The sequence below is a fragment of the Flavobacterium sp. MDT1-60 genome (assembly GCF_014844035.1).
GTDB lineage: Bacteria > Bacteroidota > Bacteroidia > Flavobacteriales > Flavobacteriaceae > Flavobacterium.
On record NZ_CP062159.1, the window covers coordinates 2273629 to 2290228 of the forward strand.

Genomic DNA, 16600 nt, shown 5'->3' on the forward strand with positions numbered 1-16600 from the left:
TTTCAACCTGAAACGTGAAACAAAAAAGTCATGGAAACACTAACAGTATTTATTCTTTGTGGAGGAAAAAGTTCCCGAATGCAGTCAGAAAAAGGATTGGTTTTGTTTCAGGATAAACCATTTATTGAGCATATAATTCAGGCGATTTTGCCTATAACAGATCAAATAAAACTGATTACGGCAACTAAAGAATATGATTATTTACCGTATCAAAAAATACCTGATATCATTTTAGATAAAGGACCATTAGGAGGAATATATACGGCATTGACTAGTTCTGAAACCGAATTTAATTTGATTTTAAGTTGTGATATTCCGTTAATTTCAACCGAATTATTATCAGAACTGATCTCAAAACATAATAATGAAGCTGAAATTTCAGTTTTTGCTTCAGAAAGCAGATTACATCCGTTGATCGGGATTTATTCTAAAAAAGTATTGCCCGTTATCAAAAGCGCAATTGATAACGATGAATTAAAAATGATGGATTTGTTGACGAAAATTCCGCATCAGATCCTCAATATTGACGAAAGTGAAAACTTTCATTTAACAAACATCAATTCGGTTGACGAATTAAACGACCTGAATATCAATTTAAGTTAGAAGTTATGCGAAACTCAAAAACACCAAAATTAACAATTGTAGGCGCAGGTCCTGGAGATGTTGAATTGATTACATTAAAAGCGATAAAAGCGTTAGAAAATGCTGATGTTGTTTTATACGATGCATTAGTAAACGAAGAATTATTGCAATACGCTACAAATGCAGAAATTGTTTTTGTCGGTAAACGATTAGGTTGTCATGCCTACACGCAGGATCAGATTAATGAATTGATTGTTTCGATGGCAAATCGCCACGGTCATGTGGTGCGCTTAAAAGGAGGCGACCCTTTTATTTTTGGAAGAGGAAGCGAAGAGATAGATTATGTAGAGAAATTTGGTCTGGAAACAGCAATCGTACCAGGTATTTCATCAGCTTTGGGTGTTCCGGCTTCGGTTGGAATCAGTTTGACACAGCGTCAGGTGGCAGAGAGTTTTTGGGTAATTACCGGAACGACTTCCAATCATGAATTGTCTAAAGATGTTCATTTAGCATCAAAATCGGCTGCAACGGTTGTGATTTTGATGGGCATGCATAAACTGGAAGAAATCATTTCTATTTACAAAGAAAACCGTACTGATGATTTACCAATTGCTATCATTCAAAACGGAACAAAAAATACGGAACAAAAAGTAGTTGGAACTATCAGTTCAATTACTAAATTGGTATCAGAAAAGAAGATTTCTTCACCGGCAATTATTGTGATTGGAGAAGTGGTAAAAAATACTTCAAAATTGACTTCTTATTTTCAGGAGCATTTTGATGATGAATTTATTTTTCAGAATTTAAATTTAGAGTAATGATTGAAGTTAAATATTTTGGAGCTGTGGCTGAAAAAACCAAATGTGAATTCGAAAAAATCCCTTTTTCAGAACTTTCACTGCAACAATTATTGCAGGATTTAGAAGAAAAATATCAGTTCGATTCGCTTGCTTTTAGTGTGGCTGTCAATCAAAAAATAGTACAAAAAGCAACAGATTATAAATTACAGACAACTGATGTTGTAGCTCTGTTGCCACCTTTCGCAGGCGGATAAATAATTTTATGAAAGATTCAACACGTTATAACCGACAAATAATTCTTCCTGAAATAGGAGAAGCTGGTCAGCATAAATTATCAAATGCAAAAATTTTGATAATTGGTGCAGGCGGTTTAGGCGCTGCTGTTTTGCCTTATTTGGCTGCGGCTGGAGTCGGTGAAATTGGTATTGTTGATGATGATGTTATTGAAGTTTCCAATTTACAGCGTCAGGTGATTTATAAAACTTCGGCTGTTGGGAAATACAAAGTGGAGGAAGCCAAAGCAATGGTTTCCGAATTAAATCCGTTAGTGAAAGTGAATGCGATTGCAGAAAAACTTTCAGGAAAAAATGCAATTTCTTTATTCGAAAAATATGATATTGTAGTTGATGCAACAGATAATCTTTCGATAAAATATCTTATTAATGACTCTTGTTTAGTCACAAACAAACCAATGGTTTACGGATCTATTTTTAGATTTCAGGGACAGGTTTCGGTGTTCAATTATCAAAATGGACCAACTTACAGCTGTTTGTATCCCGACGAAAACAGTCAATCTCTAAATTGTACGGACGCTGGAGTAATTGGAATTTCAGTTGGAATTATAGGAATGTTTCAGGCTAATGAAGTAATAAAAATGATTCTGGAAATAGGAGAGGTGTTGAGTGGTAAAGTATTGGTTTATAATATTTTAAATAACGAACAGCAAAAGTACGACTTTGAAAAGAATATGGATGTTTTAATGACGATAGAAACTTTTCAGAAAAAATATAATAGTACTGAAAATCAGATTGAAGAAATTTCAGTATCAGCAATTTTGAATGAAATGGATAATGATGAGGTTTTGTTTTTGGATGTGAGAAATGAAGAGGAGCTTCCAAAAATTAGTTTTAAAAATGGAATTCAGATTCCATTGATGAATTTGGAAAATGAATTCAAAAAACTGAACCCAAATCAAATAATATACATTTATTGTCAATCCGGAATCAGAAGCAAAATAGCAGCTGAATTGCTTCAAAAGAAGCGTTTTAAAAACGTAAAAAGTATTGTTGGAGGCGCTTTGGCTTTAAGCCAAATATTACAAGAAGAAAAAATAAAAGTATAGCCACAGATTTCACAGATTAAAAAGATTTTTCTGCCACGAATTACACTAATTTCCACGAATTAAAAAGTTTTAATATTCGCAATCAAAATAAAAATTAGTGTAATTGCTTTGCCTGTTCACTGTCGTGCGGGTCGTGGCAAACAAAAAGACAGTATTTAAAAAATCCTTTTAATCTGTGTAATCAGTGGCAAAAAAATAAAAGAAAATGAGTAAAAATGTATTTGTAGAAGGACCAATTGCTCCTGAATTTATTGCCGAGTCAATAGCCAAACACCAATCGAAACATACGATTGGTGCACACAATATTTTTCTGGGTCAGGTTCGTGCTGATCTTATTCACGACAATACTGTTGTTGCGATTGATTATTCAGCTTATACTGATATGGCAAATGAAGCTTTACATGCGATTCGTGAAAAAGCTTTCGCTAAATTCGATTTGACCTGCATGCACATTTATCACAGTTTAGGCGTTGTAAAAGCAGGTGAAATTTGCTTGTTCGTATTTGTTTCGGCAATGCGAAGAAAACAAGTTTATGAAGCAACAGAAGCTATTGTAAACTGGATCAAAACGGATGTGCCAATTTTTGGTAAAGAGATGTTTGAAAACGATACATTCACATGGAAACAAAACAATAATGGTTGATATTACGCATAAAATAAGCACGTTAAGAACCGCAACAGCCACAGCAATTGTCAAAGTCAGCAAACAGGAAACAATTGATGCTGTGGTTAACAATCTGGTTCCGAAAGGCAATGTGTTTGAAATGGCAAAAACGGCGGGATTATTTGCGGTTAAAAACACCCATCTATCAATTCCGGACTGTCATCCCATTCCAATTGAATTTACTTCGGTGGAATATAAAATTGAAGGTCTGACCATTCAGATTATCTTCAATGTAAAAACAGTTTACAAAACGGGAGTTGAGGTTGAGGCTATGCATGGCGCTTCGATTGTAGCTTTGACGATGTACGATATGTTGAAACCGATTGATAAAGAAATCGAGATTTCAACCATTAAATTGATTAATAAAGAAGGCGGAAAATCTTCTTTTAAAAATAAATTTCCAAACGTAATAAAAGCGGCAGTTTTTGTTTGTTCCGATTCTATTTTTGCAGGCGATAAAGAAGATCGTTCCGGAAAAATAATTGTTGAAAAATTGAATTCTTACGGAGTTGAAACAGCACATTATGAGATTATTCCGGATGAAATTGATATTATTCAGGAAAAAACAAAGGCTTTCGCCAAAGAACACCAGTTGGTAATTTTTACCGGCGGAACAGGTTTATCTCCAAGAGACGTAACACCGGAAGCATTGTCACCATTATTGGAAAGCAGGATTCCGGGGATCGAAGAAGCAATTCGCAATTACGGTCAACAAAGAATGCCGTATGCCATGTTATCAAGAACTGTTGCAGGAACATTAGGGAAAAGTTTGGTTTTGGGTTTGCCTGGATCAACTAACGGAGCCAGAGAATCAATGGATGCTGTTTTTCCACATGTAATGCACGTTTTTCATATTTTAAAAGGAAAAAATCATGACACCCTCTAAAACCATTTTAACGGATGATTTTGGGCGAAAACACAATTATTTGCGTATTTCGTTACTGGAGAAATGCAATTTGCGTTGTACGTATTGCATGCCTGCTGACGGAATCGTATTGTCTCCAAAAGCCAGTTTAATGACGGCAGACGAGATTTTTTCACTGGCTCAAATCTTCGTAGAAAATGGTGTTGATAAAATACGATTAACAGGCGGAGAACCTTTATTAAGAAAAGATTTTCCGGAGATTATTTCGAAATTATCAACTTTAAAAACTTCACTTTCTATTACCACAAACGGTATTTTAATCGACCGTCACCTTGATGTTTTGAAAGAAGCTAATGTCAAAAAAATCAATTTGAGTTTAGATACTTTGGTTTCGTCTAAATTTCACACGATAACGCTAAGAAATCAGTTTGAAAAAGTAATTGATAATTTGCATTTGCTTTTGAATAATGATTTTCAGGTAAAAGTAAATGTAGTTTTGATGAAGGGTTTCAATGAAAATGAAATTACTGATTTTGTTCAATTAACACAGTTTTTACCGATTTCAGTTCGTTTTATTGAGTTTATGCCTTTTGCCGGAAACGAGTGGGACAGAAGCAAAATGGTATCCCAAAATGAGATTTTATCAGAAGTAAACAACGTGTTTTCATCTGAAGAAATTCAAAAATTAGAAGACGAAAAAAACTTCACTGCCAGAACTTATAAAATAAAAGGTTTTCAAGGCGATTTCGGAATTATAAGTTCCATTACAAATCCATTTTGCGACGGCTGCAACAGAATCCGCCTGACGGCAAACGGAAAAATCAAAAATTGTCTTTTCTCTAATTCAGAAACCGATTTGTTGACAGCTTTTAGAAATGGCGAATCAATTACAGATTTGATTTCAGCATCTATTAAAAATAAAAAGAAAGTTAGAGCCGGAATGGTTACTATTTCTGAAATGGATGATCCGGCTTTGCATTTTGATAATCGTAGTATGATTGCGATTGGGGGGTAATCTTTTTTTACTTCTAAGTCTTTACACAATCTTGTCATCCCGAGGAACGAGGGATCACAATAGAAACTCCGCAAAAAATGTCGCCAATCTTTGTCGAATCCCGAGTGTGATCCCTCGTTCCTCGGGATGACAAACGATACGTTCAAACAAAAACAAAAAAAGGTTCAACTTAAGTCAAACCTTCCCTAAATATTATTTCTTCTTTTTATCTTTTGATTTACCCTTTTTATCTTTTTCTTTTTCTGCTTTTTTAGCTTTTGCCTTTGCTTTCTTTTCCTTCTCTTTTTTAGCTTTTTCTTTCTTTTTAGTATCAGACTTAAGTTTTGCTTTTTTGGCTTTTTCCAGCTTTTTTATCACTGCTTTTATAGCTTTCTCTCTTTTCTTAGCTTTTTCTTTTTTCTCCTTTAGTTTATCTTTTACCTTTTTTTCTTTCGATTTGTTTTTTACAATTTCTATTGCAATTTCATCAATATTTAAAATCGCTTGAGGTTTATCACTCACATTCTTTTTGAGAGTTTCAATTTCTATAATTTCCGGAGTTACAGTTGAGCCTTTTGGTGGAGTGGTTGTTGTTCTTTTAACTACTGCTTTTGGAGTTGCATTAGAAGCTGGTTTTACTGGAGTTTTAGCAGATGCTTTTACAGTTGCTACTGGTGCTTTTGCAGCTGTTCTTGGAGCTCTTTTAACTGGAGCTTTTGGAGATGCACTTTGCGCAGCTGGTTTTGCTTCTACAGTATTTTCAGTTGCTTGTTTGGCAGGTTCTGCAGTTGTTGTTTCAGTATTTTTTACGGCTGGGGTTCTGGTTGTTCTTTTTATCATAATTGTATGTTTTATTGATTATAATAGTCTCGAACTAAGAAGAAGTTGGAAATCAATTATTTCGTAATTCTTAGCTAAGCTAAATTTAAGCAATTATTAAATACAATATTGTTAAGATTTCCCTTAAAATTATAATGAATAAGAAAATACAATCACGGAAAACAATAAAAATTAATTTTCCACAACCTCCAAAATCTTAAAATTACTCTTCGGTGCTTCACATAAGGAACAGCAATAACTTTCAGCTAAATCCGTAAATAAAATGCCTTTTGGAATTCCCTGGCTTTCATCACCGTATTCTGAATTATATAGTGTCAGGCATTCCTGGCATTGATAAATATCCAATTGTAGTTTTTCTTTTTTCTGCGTATTTTCGGTAGATTCCGGAACTGTATTTCCAAGTTCTTCGAAGTATTTTCGACTTAATTCAATCAAAATTGTTGGCAATTCAAGCTTGTCAATATCCTGAGAATGCACGATGTATTCACGTGTATTTGGATCGAAATTCTTCGCAAATAAAACATTATAAGTATCTCTGATTTTAATTGATTCTAAGGCTGCTGGCAATTCATTTTTTTCTACTACAATCGAAGTAAAATAATGCCCATCACGGTTGTATTCAGAGATTCCAAAATTCAATCCGTACGTACTGATGTCAAACTGATCAAGTGTTCGAACTAAAAAGGTTTTCAGGTTCAAAGCCCATTCCATTGCCACTGGCAAGTGCCAGTTTAATTCTAATAAAGAGTGTCGAACATTGATTCCTTTTTTTCCCAGGAATTTCTCCCATTCCAATTTTCGATCTTTCGGAATTCCTTTTACAATAAACGATTTCCATGGCGTAATACATATTTTCCCGATTTTACAATCAAAACATAAATCACACATTTCTTTTAGAAAATCTAAATCGTACAAGTTATTTCTCCAATATAAACCTAACCAATATTGATCAATTCCCATACGGTTCATTCCTTCATAATACGGAAAAGGATAAAACGGCACATTTAAGGGTTTGTCAATGGTTCTGTTATTGGTATCTAATGCTTCGCTGACTAAACTAAAAATCATATCGATTCCATGCGATTCTTCAGAAACTATTTTTTCGATTTCGTAATAAAAAGTAGCAATATCCCAGCTGTAAATCAAAACAGGATAAACTTCCATACGCTCCCATTTTGGTAAACGAATATATAAAAACCAGTAATCTTCATGCTCGGAAGCAATAAAGTTTAAATGGCCTGTAAATAACGGAACCAACTGTTGCTTAGGGTCATTAATGTTAACTTTTAGCTTTGGTTGTTCTTTAAACTGTTCTAAAATATATAAGAATTTGTTTCCTGTAAGCCAATTGGTATTTCTAAAAATATCAGTTGAAACATACGATGAAACAATGTTGTTGCCGCTTTTTTCATTTGGAAAAACAAAATGATGTTTCCCGATTTTTTCTTTGCTGGATAGATTTAATCCTTTTGGGAAAATGATATCCTGTCTTGAACCAAATGAAATCGAATCCAAACCATGATCCATTGCCATATTGACTACTTCACGTAATTCACCTGGCGAAATAACGCCTCCTTTTACTATTAATCTTGTCAATTCCATTTTTCTTTAGTTTTCGGTTTTCAGTCTCAGTCTCAGTCTCAGTCTCAGTTTTCGGTCTCAGTTTTCGGTGTCAACTGCGACTGTGACTGAAAACTGCGACTAAAAACTATACTTTACATTTCGCTAAAATTTCTTTTACTTCCGTTTTACAACTTCCGCAGCCTAATCCGGCTCCGGTGTTTTTACATAAATCGGTAAAATTGTTGACACCGCTTTTAATAGTTTCTTCAATATTTCCTGCTCCAACCTGACTGCAGGAACAGACTAATTTACCTAACACCGGCTTAGCATTTGAACTGCCCCTTAACAATGAATTTCGCTTGTCTGATAATTCGATTTTGCTTTCGATCATCGTTTTGAACTCAGCAAATTCATTCTTGTCACCCATTAAAATGGCTCCAACAAGCAAATCGTTTTTAACAATGCATTTTTTGTAATACCGTTGTTTTAAATCGGCAAAAACAATTTCTTCGTAAGAATCATCGTTTTCCGGAATCTCAATATCTCCAATGCTACACAGATTGATGTCTTCCAGTTTCAGAATGTTCATTAAAACCGAACCTTTGTAATAACTGCTAATATCACCAGCTAAATAATTAGCCAAAATATCGGCCTGTTCTTCAGCAGCAGAAGTGATCCCGAACAGTTTATTGTCAAATTCGGCTATTTCTCCAATGGCATAAATATCAGGATTTGAAGACTGTAAATACTGATTTACTTTTACGCCACGACCGCAGGCAAGTCCGGTTTCGCGGGCAATTTCAATATTAGGAATGGTTCCGATTGTATAAACGATGGTGTTTGCCGTAATGATTCTGCCACTTTTAAGGGCAATTTCTAATTCATTTGGATTATTGGTTTCAAAAACGGTACTTACTTCATTATCAAAATAAATCTGAATATCACGTAGCTGAACTTCTTCGGCTAATAATTTACTTGAAATCAAATCTAACTGACGCTCCATCAAACGGGAAGCCCTTTGAATTATGGTAATTTTTACTTTTTTATGTTTTAAGGCTGCAGCCAATTCCAATCCTAATAAACCGCCACCAATAATAACAACATGTTGTTCTTCAGGAGGTAAATTGGTATTGTCAAGATAGGCTTTTAGTCGGTCAGCATCTTCTTTGCGTCGAACAGTAAAACGTCCGGGTAAATGAAGCTGCGCATTTTCAGGAATAAAAGGACGACTTCCTGTTGCTAAAATTAAAGAATCAAAAGTGTGAGTTTCACCTAAACTATCTGTTATGGTTTTTCCGGCAGCATTTATTTTGTCGATGGCAACACCAGTTTTCATGGTAATTTTTAGTTTACTTAAAGCTTCACCATCTTTTACTTTTAATAATTGTTCCCAGGTAAATTCGCCTGTCATGTATTCCGGTAGCAAAACGCGATTGTAAAACGGATTTACCTCATTCGAAAAAACAATAATTTCATCGGTAGAATTAAATTCGCGATAATTTTGAATAAATCGGAATGCCGCGGCGCCTGCTCCAACAATGGCAATTTTTTGGAAAGGTTTTATATATTTTGTAATAGAAACCGTTGTATATTTAAAATCCGGTTCTTTTGAAACAGGATCAACAACTGTATTGGTTAAGTTATTGGTTCGGTTCAAATCATTATCAAGCTGTTTTCCCCAGTGCATTGGCAAGAAAACCACTTTTTCCTTGATAGAATCGGTCACTTTTGCTTTTACTCTAACTTCTCCATTTTTACTGGAAACGATTACGATATCACCATTTTTGATGTCGTTTTTATAAGCATCAATCGGATTAATTTCTAAAACCGGACTTGGAGTATGCGTCATTAAACGGGATACTTTTCCGGTTTTGGTCATCGTATGCCATTGGTCACGAACTCTTCCTGTAGTTAGGATAAATGGAAATTTCGGACTTGGTTGTTCCGAAGTATTTTCAATAGCCGTTGGTAAATTGAAAATTGCTTTTTTTGATGGCGTGTAAAACTTTTTATCGGTAAAAAGGCGGGGAGTTCCCGGATGTCCATAATCAGGAACTGGCCATTGAAAAGTGCCTTCGGTTCTTAAACGATGATAATTTAAAAATGAAATATCAATATTGGTGTTTTTGGTCAGTGCGCAATGTTCTTTATAAACTTCTTCGGCACTATTAAAATTGAAACCGTTGAAATTCATTTTTTTAGCAAAGCGAATTAAGATTTCAATGTCAGGAAGTGCTTCTCCGGGTGCATTGATTCCTTTTGGCAAATACGATATACGACGCTCTGAATTCGTCATGGTGCCTTCTTTTTCTAACCAACCGGCGGCAGGCAATAAAAGATCGGCATATTTTGAGGTATCAGCGTTATGTGAAATATCCTGAACCACAACAAATTTGGCATTTTGTAACGCTTTCTCAATACGACGAGAATCAGGTAGACTCACCATTGGGTTGGTACAGATGATCCAAACGGCTTTCATTTTTCCAGATTCCAATGCTTCAAACATTTCCGTTGCGGTCAATCCCGGTTTGTCTGAAATTTCGTCAACGCCCCAAAAATCAGCCACTTCCTTGCGGTGCTCCGGATTAGCCAGCTCTTTGTGTGCAGCCAATAAATTGGCCATGCCGCCTACTTCACGTCCGCCCATTGCATTGGGTTGTCCGGTTAATGAAAATGGTCCGGAACCCGGTTTCCCAATTTGTCCTGTTAATAAAGATAAATTTAGTAAAGCAGTATTTTTATCAACACCAACTGCACTTTGATTTAGTCCCATTGCCCAAAGCGAAATAAAACCTTTTGCTTTTCCGATAATATCGGCGGCCAGCTTTATATCGTTTACAGAAATACCACAAAGTTTAGAAGCTTTTTCTAAAGAAGTGCTCAAAACTAAGTCTTTATATTGTTTAAAATTTTCAGCGTGATTCTTTACAAAATCATGATCTACAAATCCTTTTTCGATTATACGTTTGGCAATGGCGTGGTATAAAATAATATCAGTTCCAGGAAGAATCTGTAAATGCAAATCGGCAAAAGCGGCGGTATCTGTGCGGCGCGGATCAACAACTATGATCTTTGTCTTTGGATTTTTCTCTTTGTGTTTTTCGATTCTTCTAAATAAAATCGGATGACACCAGGCCGGATTGGCACCAGTAATCAGGAAAGTATCCGCCAGTTCGATATCATCGTAAGAAATTGGAACAGAATCTTCTCCAAAAGTCTTTTTATAACCTACAACCGCAGAACTCATACAGAGTCTGGAATTGGTGTCTATATTATTGGTTTTCAAAAAACCTTTTACCAATTTATTGACTAAATAATATTCTTCTGTCAGACATTGGCCTGAAATATAAAACCCAACGCTGTCTGGTCCGTGCTTTTTTATGATAGAAGTGAAAACCGCTGCGGCGCGATCAAGAGCAGTATCCCAGCTAACGCGTTCCAGCGGATAAGATTTGCTGCCTCGCATTTCCGGATATAAAATTCGGTCTGAAGTATCATTGACTACGTAATGCAAATTCATCCCTTTAGAACACAACATTCCTTTGTTGACCGGATGATCTTTGTCGCCCGTTACCATCACACCATTTTTGGCATCATTGGTGACGATAATTCCGCAGCCGACGCCACAATATGAACAGGTAGTTTTTATTTTGGTATTTTGCATTACAGCTTCTTTTTTAAATACAACTATAGTAATTATGCCCAGTCCTAAATGCCTCACGTATTTGACTTAGACAAAAATAAGTATTTTTACGTATAAATACGTATTTTTTCAAATTATTTTTCTATTTTTGATGAAAATAAATGAGGAACAACAAATTAGTTTTTAAATCGATTAAAATTTAGGACTCATGAAAGAAGAGCAAGCCATTTGTTATTCCTGCGCCAACGAAAACTGTTTTATTAAAAAGCACCTGCATTTGGAACAAATGAAACAATATGTTCAGAAGAAACATAGTTTTGTTTGCAAAAAATCGCAGCAGTTTATCATTGAAGGCGCTCCAATTCAGGGACTTTATTTTATATGTAAAGGAAAAGTCAAAACAGTTAAAACCGGAATTAACGGCCGTGAGCAAATTGTTCGCCTTACTAAAAATGGAGACACAATTGGCTTTCGTGGTTTCGGAACAAGTAAGCGCTATCTAATTGGTGCTTATGCTCTTGAAGATACTGTTTTGTGCAATTTCAGCAATGAAACCATGATGGAAATTCTTCAGAATGTTCCTGAATTTACGTATGCCTTAATGTTGTTTTATGCCGATGAACTCAATAAAAGCGAAAACAATATCCGCAAAATCGCCCATATGAATGTACGTGAGCGCGTTATTGATTTGTTATTGTACATCCACCGAAAATTTGGACAAATAAACGGCCTAATTGAAATAGAACTTTCAAGAAAAGAAATCGCAGACTTCGCCGGAACTACTGAAGAACAGGTGATTCGTGTTCTGTCAAGTCTTAAAAAAGAGTCCTTAATAAAAACAGTTGGCAAAAGAATTGGCATCCTCGCCATTCCTAAACTTCAGTCAGAAATTATGGAACATAAATACTTTTAGGAGAGGAAAAGTTTCAGGTTTTCTCTGTTTCAAGTTTTGACCTATTCCGGTTAAAACCGTTGGTCATGTTTATTGAATTCATGTTCAAATATAGCCCGAGGTTTCAACCTCGGAGACCTATCGTTAATCGTCTCATGCTCCCTACGGTTAAAACCGTAGGCTATGTTTTATATACATTCTTCAAATATAGCCCGAGGTTTCAACCTCGGGAACCGTATCGCTAATCGTTTCATGCTCCAACAGTGTTTAACCGTTAGCTAGGTCCCATCATCCAGCGTATTACCATCATTTCTATTCTAATAATAAAGTCACATTTCTCTATACTCTATACTCTATACTCTATATTCTATTCTCTATACTCTATTCTCTATACTCTATTCTCTATATTCTATTCTCTTTCTTCCAAAAATTATCTAATTAAGTTAAATTACGTAATCCCCAAATCCTCTTGTTTCATGGGGCTTCAAGCCAACTTCATGCGAAAACGCAGAAAACAAATTGACTTTCAAACGCTTTTTATCGGTTAAAAAAAATGTTTTGACATGGTATAAGTATTGTACTTAAGTATTTATACGTATATAAATTTGCTTCATACAAATCAAAACAAATTATTATGAGCAAATTAACCAACCCAATATTAAAAAACCACAGTACTGTTTTTACATCTAAACTTTCAAAATCTATTCTATTGGGTTTTGTACTTACAATGTTAGGAAGCTATGAAGCAAAAGCGCAATTTACACTTACAGGTCAGTTAAGAGACCGTGTTGAAATGCGTGCCGGACAAGGAACTTTACAACAAGAAAGCGATAAAGCGGCTTTATTTACAAGCCAGAGAACAAGATTAAATGCAGGATATTCTGGCTATAGATTTAAAATTTTTACGGCACTGCAAGATGTTCGCGTTTGGGGGCAAGATGCTTCCTCTATTAGCAGAACAACAACAGAAGCTAATAACGGAATTTTATTGCACGAAGCCTGGGCTGAGATTTTTTTGAATGACACGGTAAGTACGATTCAGAATCTGTCTATAAAAGCAGGGCGTCAGGAAATTTCTTATGATGATCAAAAGGTTTTAGGCGGTTTAGACTGGTTACAACAAGGAAGACGCCACGATGCGATCGTTTTCAAATTTGCCAACAAAGGCTGGATTGCAGATGTTGGAGCTGCTTTTAATCAGAATAAGGAAAATAATGCAGGAACGATTTACAATGGGACAAATCCGGCTTACGGTGCAGGAACTAACGGAATTGGTACTATGTACAAATCGTTTCAATATGCTTATGTGGGCAGAAAATTCTTCTTTGGTGACTTATCTTTTTTATTCTTTAAGGATGATTTCAATAAATACACTTTAGTGACTGCAGGAACGCCACCCGTAACGACTAAAGTAAATGGAACAGGAGTTTGGAGCAGAAATACAACCGGAATTTACTTCAACACCAATGTAACCCGAAAATTAAATTTGATGGGAAGTTACTACTATCAAGGTGGAAAAAATAAAGATGGAAGATCATTAAATGCCAATTTATTCTCGATTACATCAACATTACAAGTGGGAAGAAAATTGTTTATTGGTCCCGGAGTTGATTTTTTATCTGGAGATGACGGAACTAAAACCGTTACAGCTGATTCAAAAGACAATCGATTTGATCCGCTTTACGGAACGCCGCATAAATTCTGGGGAAGCATGGATTATTTTTATGCAGCGAATGGTTTTGGAAAACAAGGCTTGCTGGATTACTTCTTCAAAATAAAATATAATGCCAAAGACAATTTAAGTTTCGCATTGGATATTCACGGTTTTGAGTCGGCAAATACGCTGTCTAACGGTGCTGGCGGAAAAATAAACTCTTATCTTGGAACTGAACTTGATTTACTGGTAAAATACAACTTAACCAAAATCATCAATATCGAAGCAGGTTATTCTTTCATGAAAGCAACAAATTCTATGGCTTCTGCAGCGGTTAAAAATGTTGCCAATGCCGATTTGAGTCCACAGTTTGCTTATGTAATGCTAAATATCAAACCAAACTTTTTAGCTAAAAAATAAAAACAAATAACTTTTAAATTTCTTAAAAATGAAAAAAATACAGATAAATACAACAGAAGTTTTCAAAAGAATAATATTGACTTTAATGCTCGTTTTAGCTTTTTCTTTTTCAGAAGTTTCAGCTCAGAATGACCCTGTCAAACTAGGATTTATTCCATTAACAGATTGCTCTCCAATCGTAATGGCAAAGGAATTAGGATTGTTTAAAAAATACGGAGTTGAAGTTGTGGTAACCAAAGAATCTTCATGGGCTAATGTTCGTGATAAAATTTTAACCGGTGAATTAGACGGAGCGCACTGTCTGTATTCAATGCCGTTTTCGGTTTACACCGGGGTAGGAGGAAAAGCAGGTTCTGAAATGAAAATCGCCATGATGCTGAATGTTAATGGCCAGGCGATTACACTTTCGAATGATTTTTGTGGCAAAGTAGGCTTCAAACAAATGAATAAAATTGCGCCCGTTGTGGCTGCCAAACTAAAGGCAGAGAAAGAAGTGACTTTTGCCATGACTTTTCCTGGAGGAACACACGATTTATGGCTAAGAAACTGGATGGCAATTGCAGGTGTAAGTCAAAAAACATCTAAAATTATTACGATTCCGCCTCCTCAAATGGTGGCTAATATGAAAGTGGGGAACATGGATGGGTATTGTGTAGGAGAGCCTTGGGGAGGAGTCGCTGTAAAACAAGGAATTGGTTTTACACAAGTAGCTTCGCAAGATATCTGGAAAGACCATCCTGAAAAAGCGTTGGTTGTCAATAAAGAATTCAGCGAAAAAAGAAGAACTGATCTTGTAAAAGTGATGAAAGCGGTTTTAGAAGCCTGCATATGGTTAGATAATCCGGCCAATCGTAAAAAAGCAGCTGCAATAATAGGGAAAGCGCCTTATGTAAATGCTCCTGCGGATGTTATTGAAAATAGATTAATGGGGAATTACGATTTGGGTTGCAATCAAGGGACGGAAGTTTATGCCAAAGATTATATGTTGTTTTACAAAGGCGGTTTGGTGAATTACCCTAGAAAATCCTATGCTATTTGGGCCATGGCACAGTATGTTCGATTTGGATATTTGAAAGAAGCGCCAAATTACAAAGCAATTGCCGATAAATTGATTCTGCAGGATTTATATGAAGAAGTAGCGAAAAGCATGAAAGTAAAAGTGCCAAATGATGACATGAAGCCTTTCTCGTTAACGATGGATAAAACAGTTTTTGATCCTTCAAATCCAGCGGCATATTTAAAAGTAGTTAAATAGAAAGACTATTTTTTAAGTGGATAAAGATTAATTTTTTTCCGTCACGACCCGACCGAAGGGAATAGACGAAGTAATTCACGAATTATTTATTGTCTTATTTAATAGAAAAAGCTAATTCGTGAATTAGGGGCGGAAAACACCAACATATTTTTTTTAATTTAAATCAGAATATCATGTCTAATAAAGATACCTTAACGCTAAACGATATTGCGGATCAAACGGAAGTTTTGATGGAAAACACCGCAATTGATAACGGAAGAAATGAGAAATTAAAATTGATTTTAAATTCAGTTTTGATTAAACTAAAATCTACTGCGTTTGCAGGAATCGGAATTGCTTTGTTTATTGGTTTTTGGAGTTTATTGAGTTTCTATACGAAAGATGCACTGCCTGGACCTTTGGCTACTTTTGCCGTTTTGAAAGAAATGTTAAGTGACCCGTTTTATGATTACGGACCAAATGATAAAGGAATTGGACTGCAATTGTTTAATTCAATAAAAACCGTTTTACTGGGCTTTTTATTAGGTTCGTTTGTAGCGATTCCGATCGGAATTTTGATGGGAGCCAGTACGATTTGCAAACAAATTATGTATCCAATTGTACAACTTTTAAAACCAGTTTCGCCTTTGGCATGGTTTCCTATTGGTTTGGTTGTTTTTAAGGACACTGGCCTGGCGACCATATTTATCGTTTTCATAACGTCTTTATGGTCCACTTTGATCAACACTTCTTTCGGAATCGCTTCAATTCCACAAGATCATAAAAATGTAGCAAAGGCATTCGGTTTCTCAAAAATGCGTTATCTGACTAAAATTTTGATTCCGTTTAGTTTGCCTCACATTATCACCGGATTGCGTTTGAGTATTAGCGTTGCGTGGTTGGTAATTGTTGCCGGAGAAATGCTTTCAGGTGGCGCAGGAATCGGATTTTTTGTCTGGGACAGCTGGAATGCCTTAAGTTTAGAAAAAGTAATTTCAGCCATCATCATCATCGGAATAGTTGGTTTATTATTCGATAAATTCTTCACTTTTATAGAAAATAAAGTGTCTTATAAAGGATAGGTTCAAAGGTTCATAGGACCAAAGG

At 35.5% G+C, this 16600-nt stretch carries 15 protein-coding genes; 12 read left to right on the forward strand and 3 right to left on the reverse strand.

Translation table 11 applies throughout. From position 1 onward, the window contains the following. Positions 1-30 precede the first annotated feature (30 nt). The 7 genes from IHE43_RS09845 (at position 31) to moaA (ending at position 5268) form a co-directional block, all read left to right on the forward strand. On the forward strand, positions 31-603 hold the full coding sequence (locus IHE43_RS09845) for a molybdenum cofactor guanylyltransferase (RefSeq protein WP_192187769.1): 573 nt from the start codon (positions 31-33) through the stop codon (positions 601-603). A gap of 5 nt (positions 604-608) precedes the next feature. Then, positions 609-1400 carry a uroporphyrinogen-III C-methyltransferase gene (gene cobA, locus IHE43_RS09850; protein ID WP_192187770.1) on the forward strand — a complete coding sequence of 264 codons (792 nt, stop codon included), beginning with the start codon at positions 609-611 and terminating at the stop codon, positions 1398-1400. Continuing rightward, the gene (locus IHE43_RS09855) at positions 1400-1636 is read left to right on the forward strand and encodes a MoaD/ThiS family protein (protein WP_192187771.1); all 237 of its coding nucleotides are present in this window, start codon (positions 1400-1402) and stop codon (positions 1634-1636) included. The genes cobA and IHE43_RS09855 overlap by 1 nt, the downstream gene beginning before the upstream one ends. 8 nt (positions 1637-1644) lie before the next feature. Then, on the forward strand, positions 1645-2724 hold the full coding sequence (moeB, locus tag IHE43_RS09860) for a HesA/MoeB/ThiF family protein (protein WP_192187772.1): 1080 nt from the start codon (positions 1645-1647) through the stop codon (positions 2722-2724). 205 nt (positions 2725-2929) lie between these two features. Continuing rightward, positions 2930-3367, forward strand: a complete 438-nt coding sequence (locus IHE43_RS09865; protein WP_192187773.1) for a molybdenum cofactor biosynthesis protein MoaE — start codon at positions 2930-2932, stop codon at positions 3365-3367. Beyond that, positions 3360-4274: a bifunctional molybdenum cofactor biosynthesis protein MoaC/MoaB gene (gene moaCB / locus IHE43_RS09870; protein ID WP_192187774.1), complete on the forward strand. Its 915-nt coding sequence runs from the start codon at positions 3360-3362 to the stop codon at positions 4272-4274. Before IHE43_RS09865 ends, moaCB begins: the two co-directional genes overlap by 8 nt. Continuing rightward, complete coding sequence (gene moaA, locus IHE43_RS09875; protein ID WP_192187775.1) at positions 4261-5268, forward strand: GTP 3',8-cyclase MoaA; 1008 nt, start codon at positions 4261-4263, stop codon at positions 5266-5268. The genes moaCB and moaA overlap by 14 nt, the downstream gene beginning before the upstream one ends. A 192-nt stretch (positions 5269-5460) precedes the next feature. On the opposite strand, the gene IHE43_RS09880 is transcribed toward moaA, so the two are convergent. Continuing rightward, on the reverse strand, positions 5461-5769 hold the full coding sequence (locus IHE43_RS09880; protein WP_192187776.1) for a hypothetical protein: 309 nt from the start codon (positions 5767-5769) through the stop codon (positions 5461-5463). Positions 5770-5776: 7 nt separating this feature from the next. On the opposite strand from IHE43_RS09880, the gene IHE43_RS09885 reads away from it, so the two are divergent. Beyond that, positions 5777-6154: a hypothetical protein gene (locus IHE43_RS09885; protein ID WP_192187777.1), complete on the forward strand. Its 378-nt coding sequence runs from the start codon at positions 5777-5779 to the stop codon at positions 6152-6154. 104 nt (positions 6155-6258) lie between these two features. Here IHE43_RS09885 and IHE43_RS09890 read toward each other — a convergent pair whose 3' ends face one another. Together IHE43_RS09890 and IHE43_RS09895 are read right to left on the reverse strand one after the other, a co-directional pair. Further along, the gene (locus IHE43_RS09890; protein ID WP_192187778.1) at positions 6259-7689 is read right to left on the reverse strand and encodes a rubredoxin; all 1431 of its coding nucleotides are present in this window, start codon (positions 7687-7689) and stop codon (positions 6259-6261) included. A 106-nt stretch (positions 7690-7795) separates the two neighbouring features. Then, positions 7796-11314, reverse strand: a complete 3519-nt coding sequence (locus IHE43_RS09895; RefSeq protein WP_192187779.1) for a nitrate reductase — start codon at positions 11312-11314, stop codon at positions 7796-7798. A gap of 187 nt (positions 11315-11501) precedes the next feature. On the opposite strand from IHE43_RS09895, the gene IHE43_RS09900 reads away from it, so the two are divergent. The 4 genes from IHE43_RS09900 to ntrB all read left to right on the forward strand — a co-directional run bounded on the left by IHE43_RS09900 (position 11502) and on the right by ntrB (position 16575). Next, positions 11502-12206 carry a Crp/Fnr family transcriptional regulator gene (locus tag IHE43_RS09900; protein WP_192187780.1) on the forward strand — a complete coding sequence of 235 codons (705 nt, stop codon included), beginning with the start codon at positions 11502-11504 and terminating at the stop codon, positions 12204-12206. 613 nt (positions 12207-12819) lie between these two features. Continuing rightward, the gene (locus IHE43_RS09905; protein WP_225585453.1) at positions 12820-14259 is read left to right on the forward strand and encodes an alginate export family protein; all 1440 of its coding nucleotides are present in this window, start codon (positions 12820-12822) and stop codon (positions 14257-14259) included. A 28-nt stretch (positions 14260-14287) separates the two neighbouring features. Further along, on the forward strand, positions 14288-15514 hold the full coding sequence (locus IHE43_RS09910) for a CmpA/NrtA family ABC transporter substrate-binding protein (RefSeq protein WP_192187781.1): 1227 nt from the start codon (positions 14288-14290) through the stop codon (positions 15512-15514). A gap of 173 nt (positions 15515-15687) precedes the next feature. Continuing rightward, a complete protein-coding gene (ntrB, locus tag IHE43_RS09915) occupies positions 15688-16575 on the forward strand; it encodes a nitrate ABC transporter permease (RefSeq protein WP_192187782.1) in 888 nt (295 codons plus the stop codon). Positions 16576-16600: the final 25 nt, after the last annotated feature.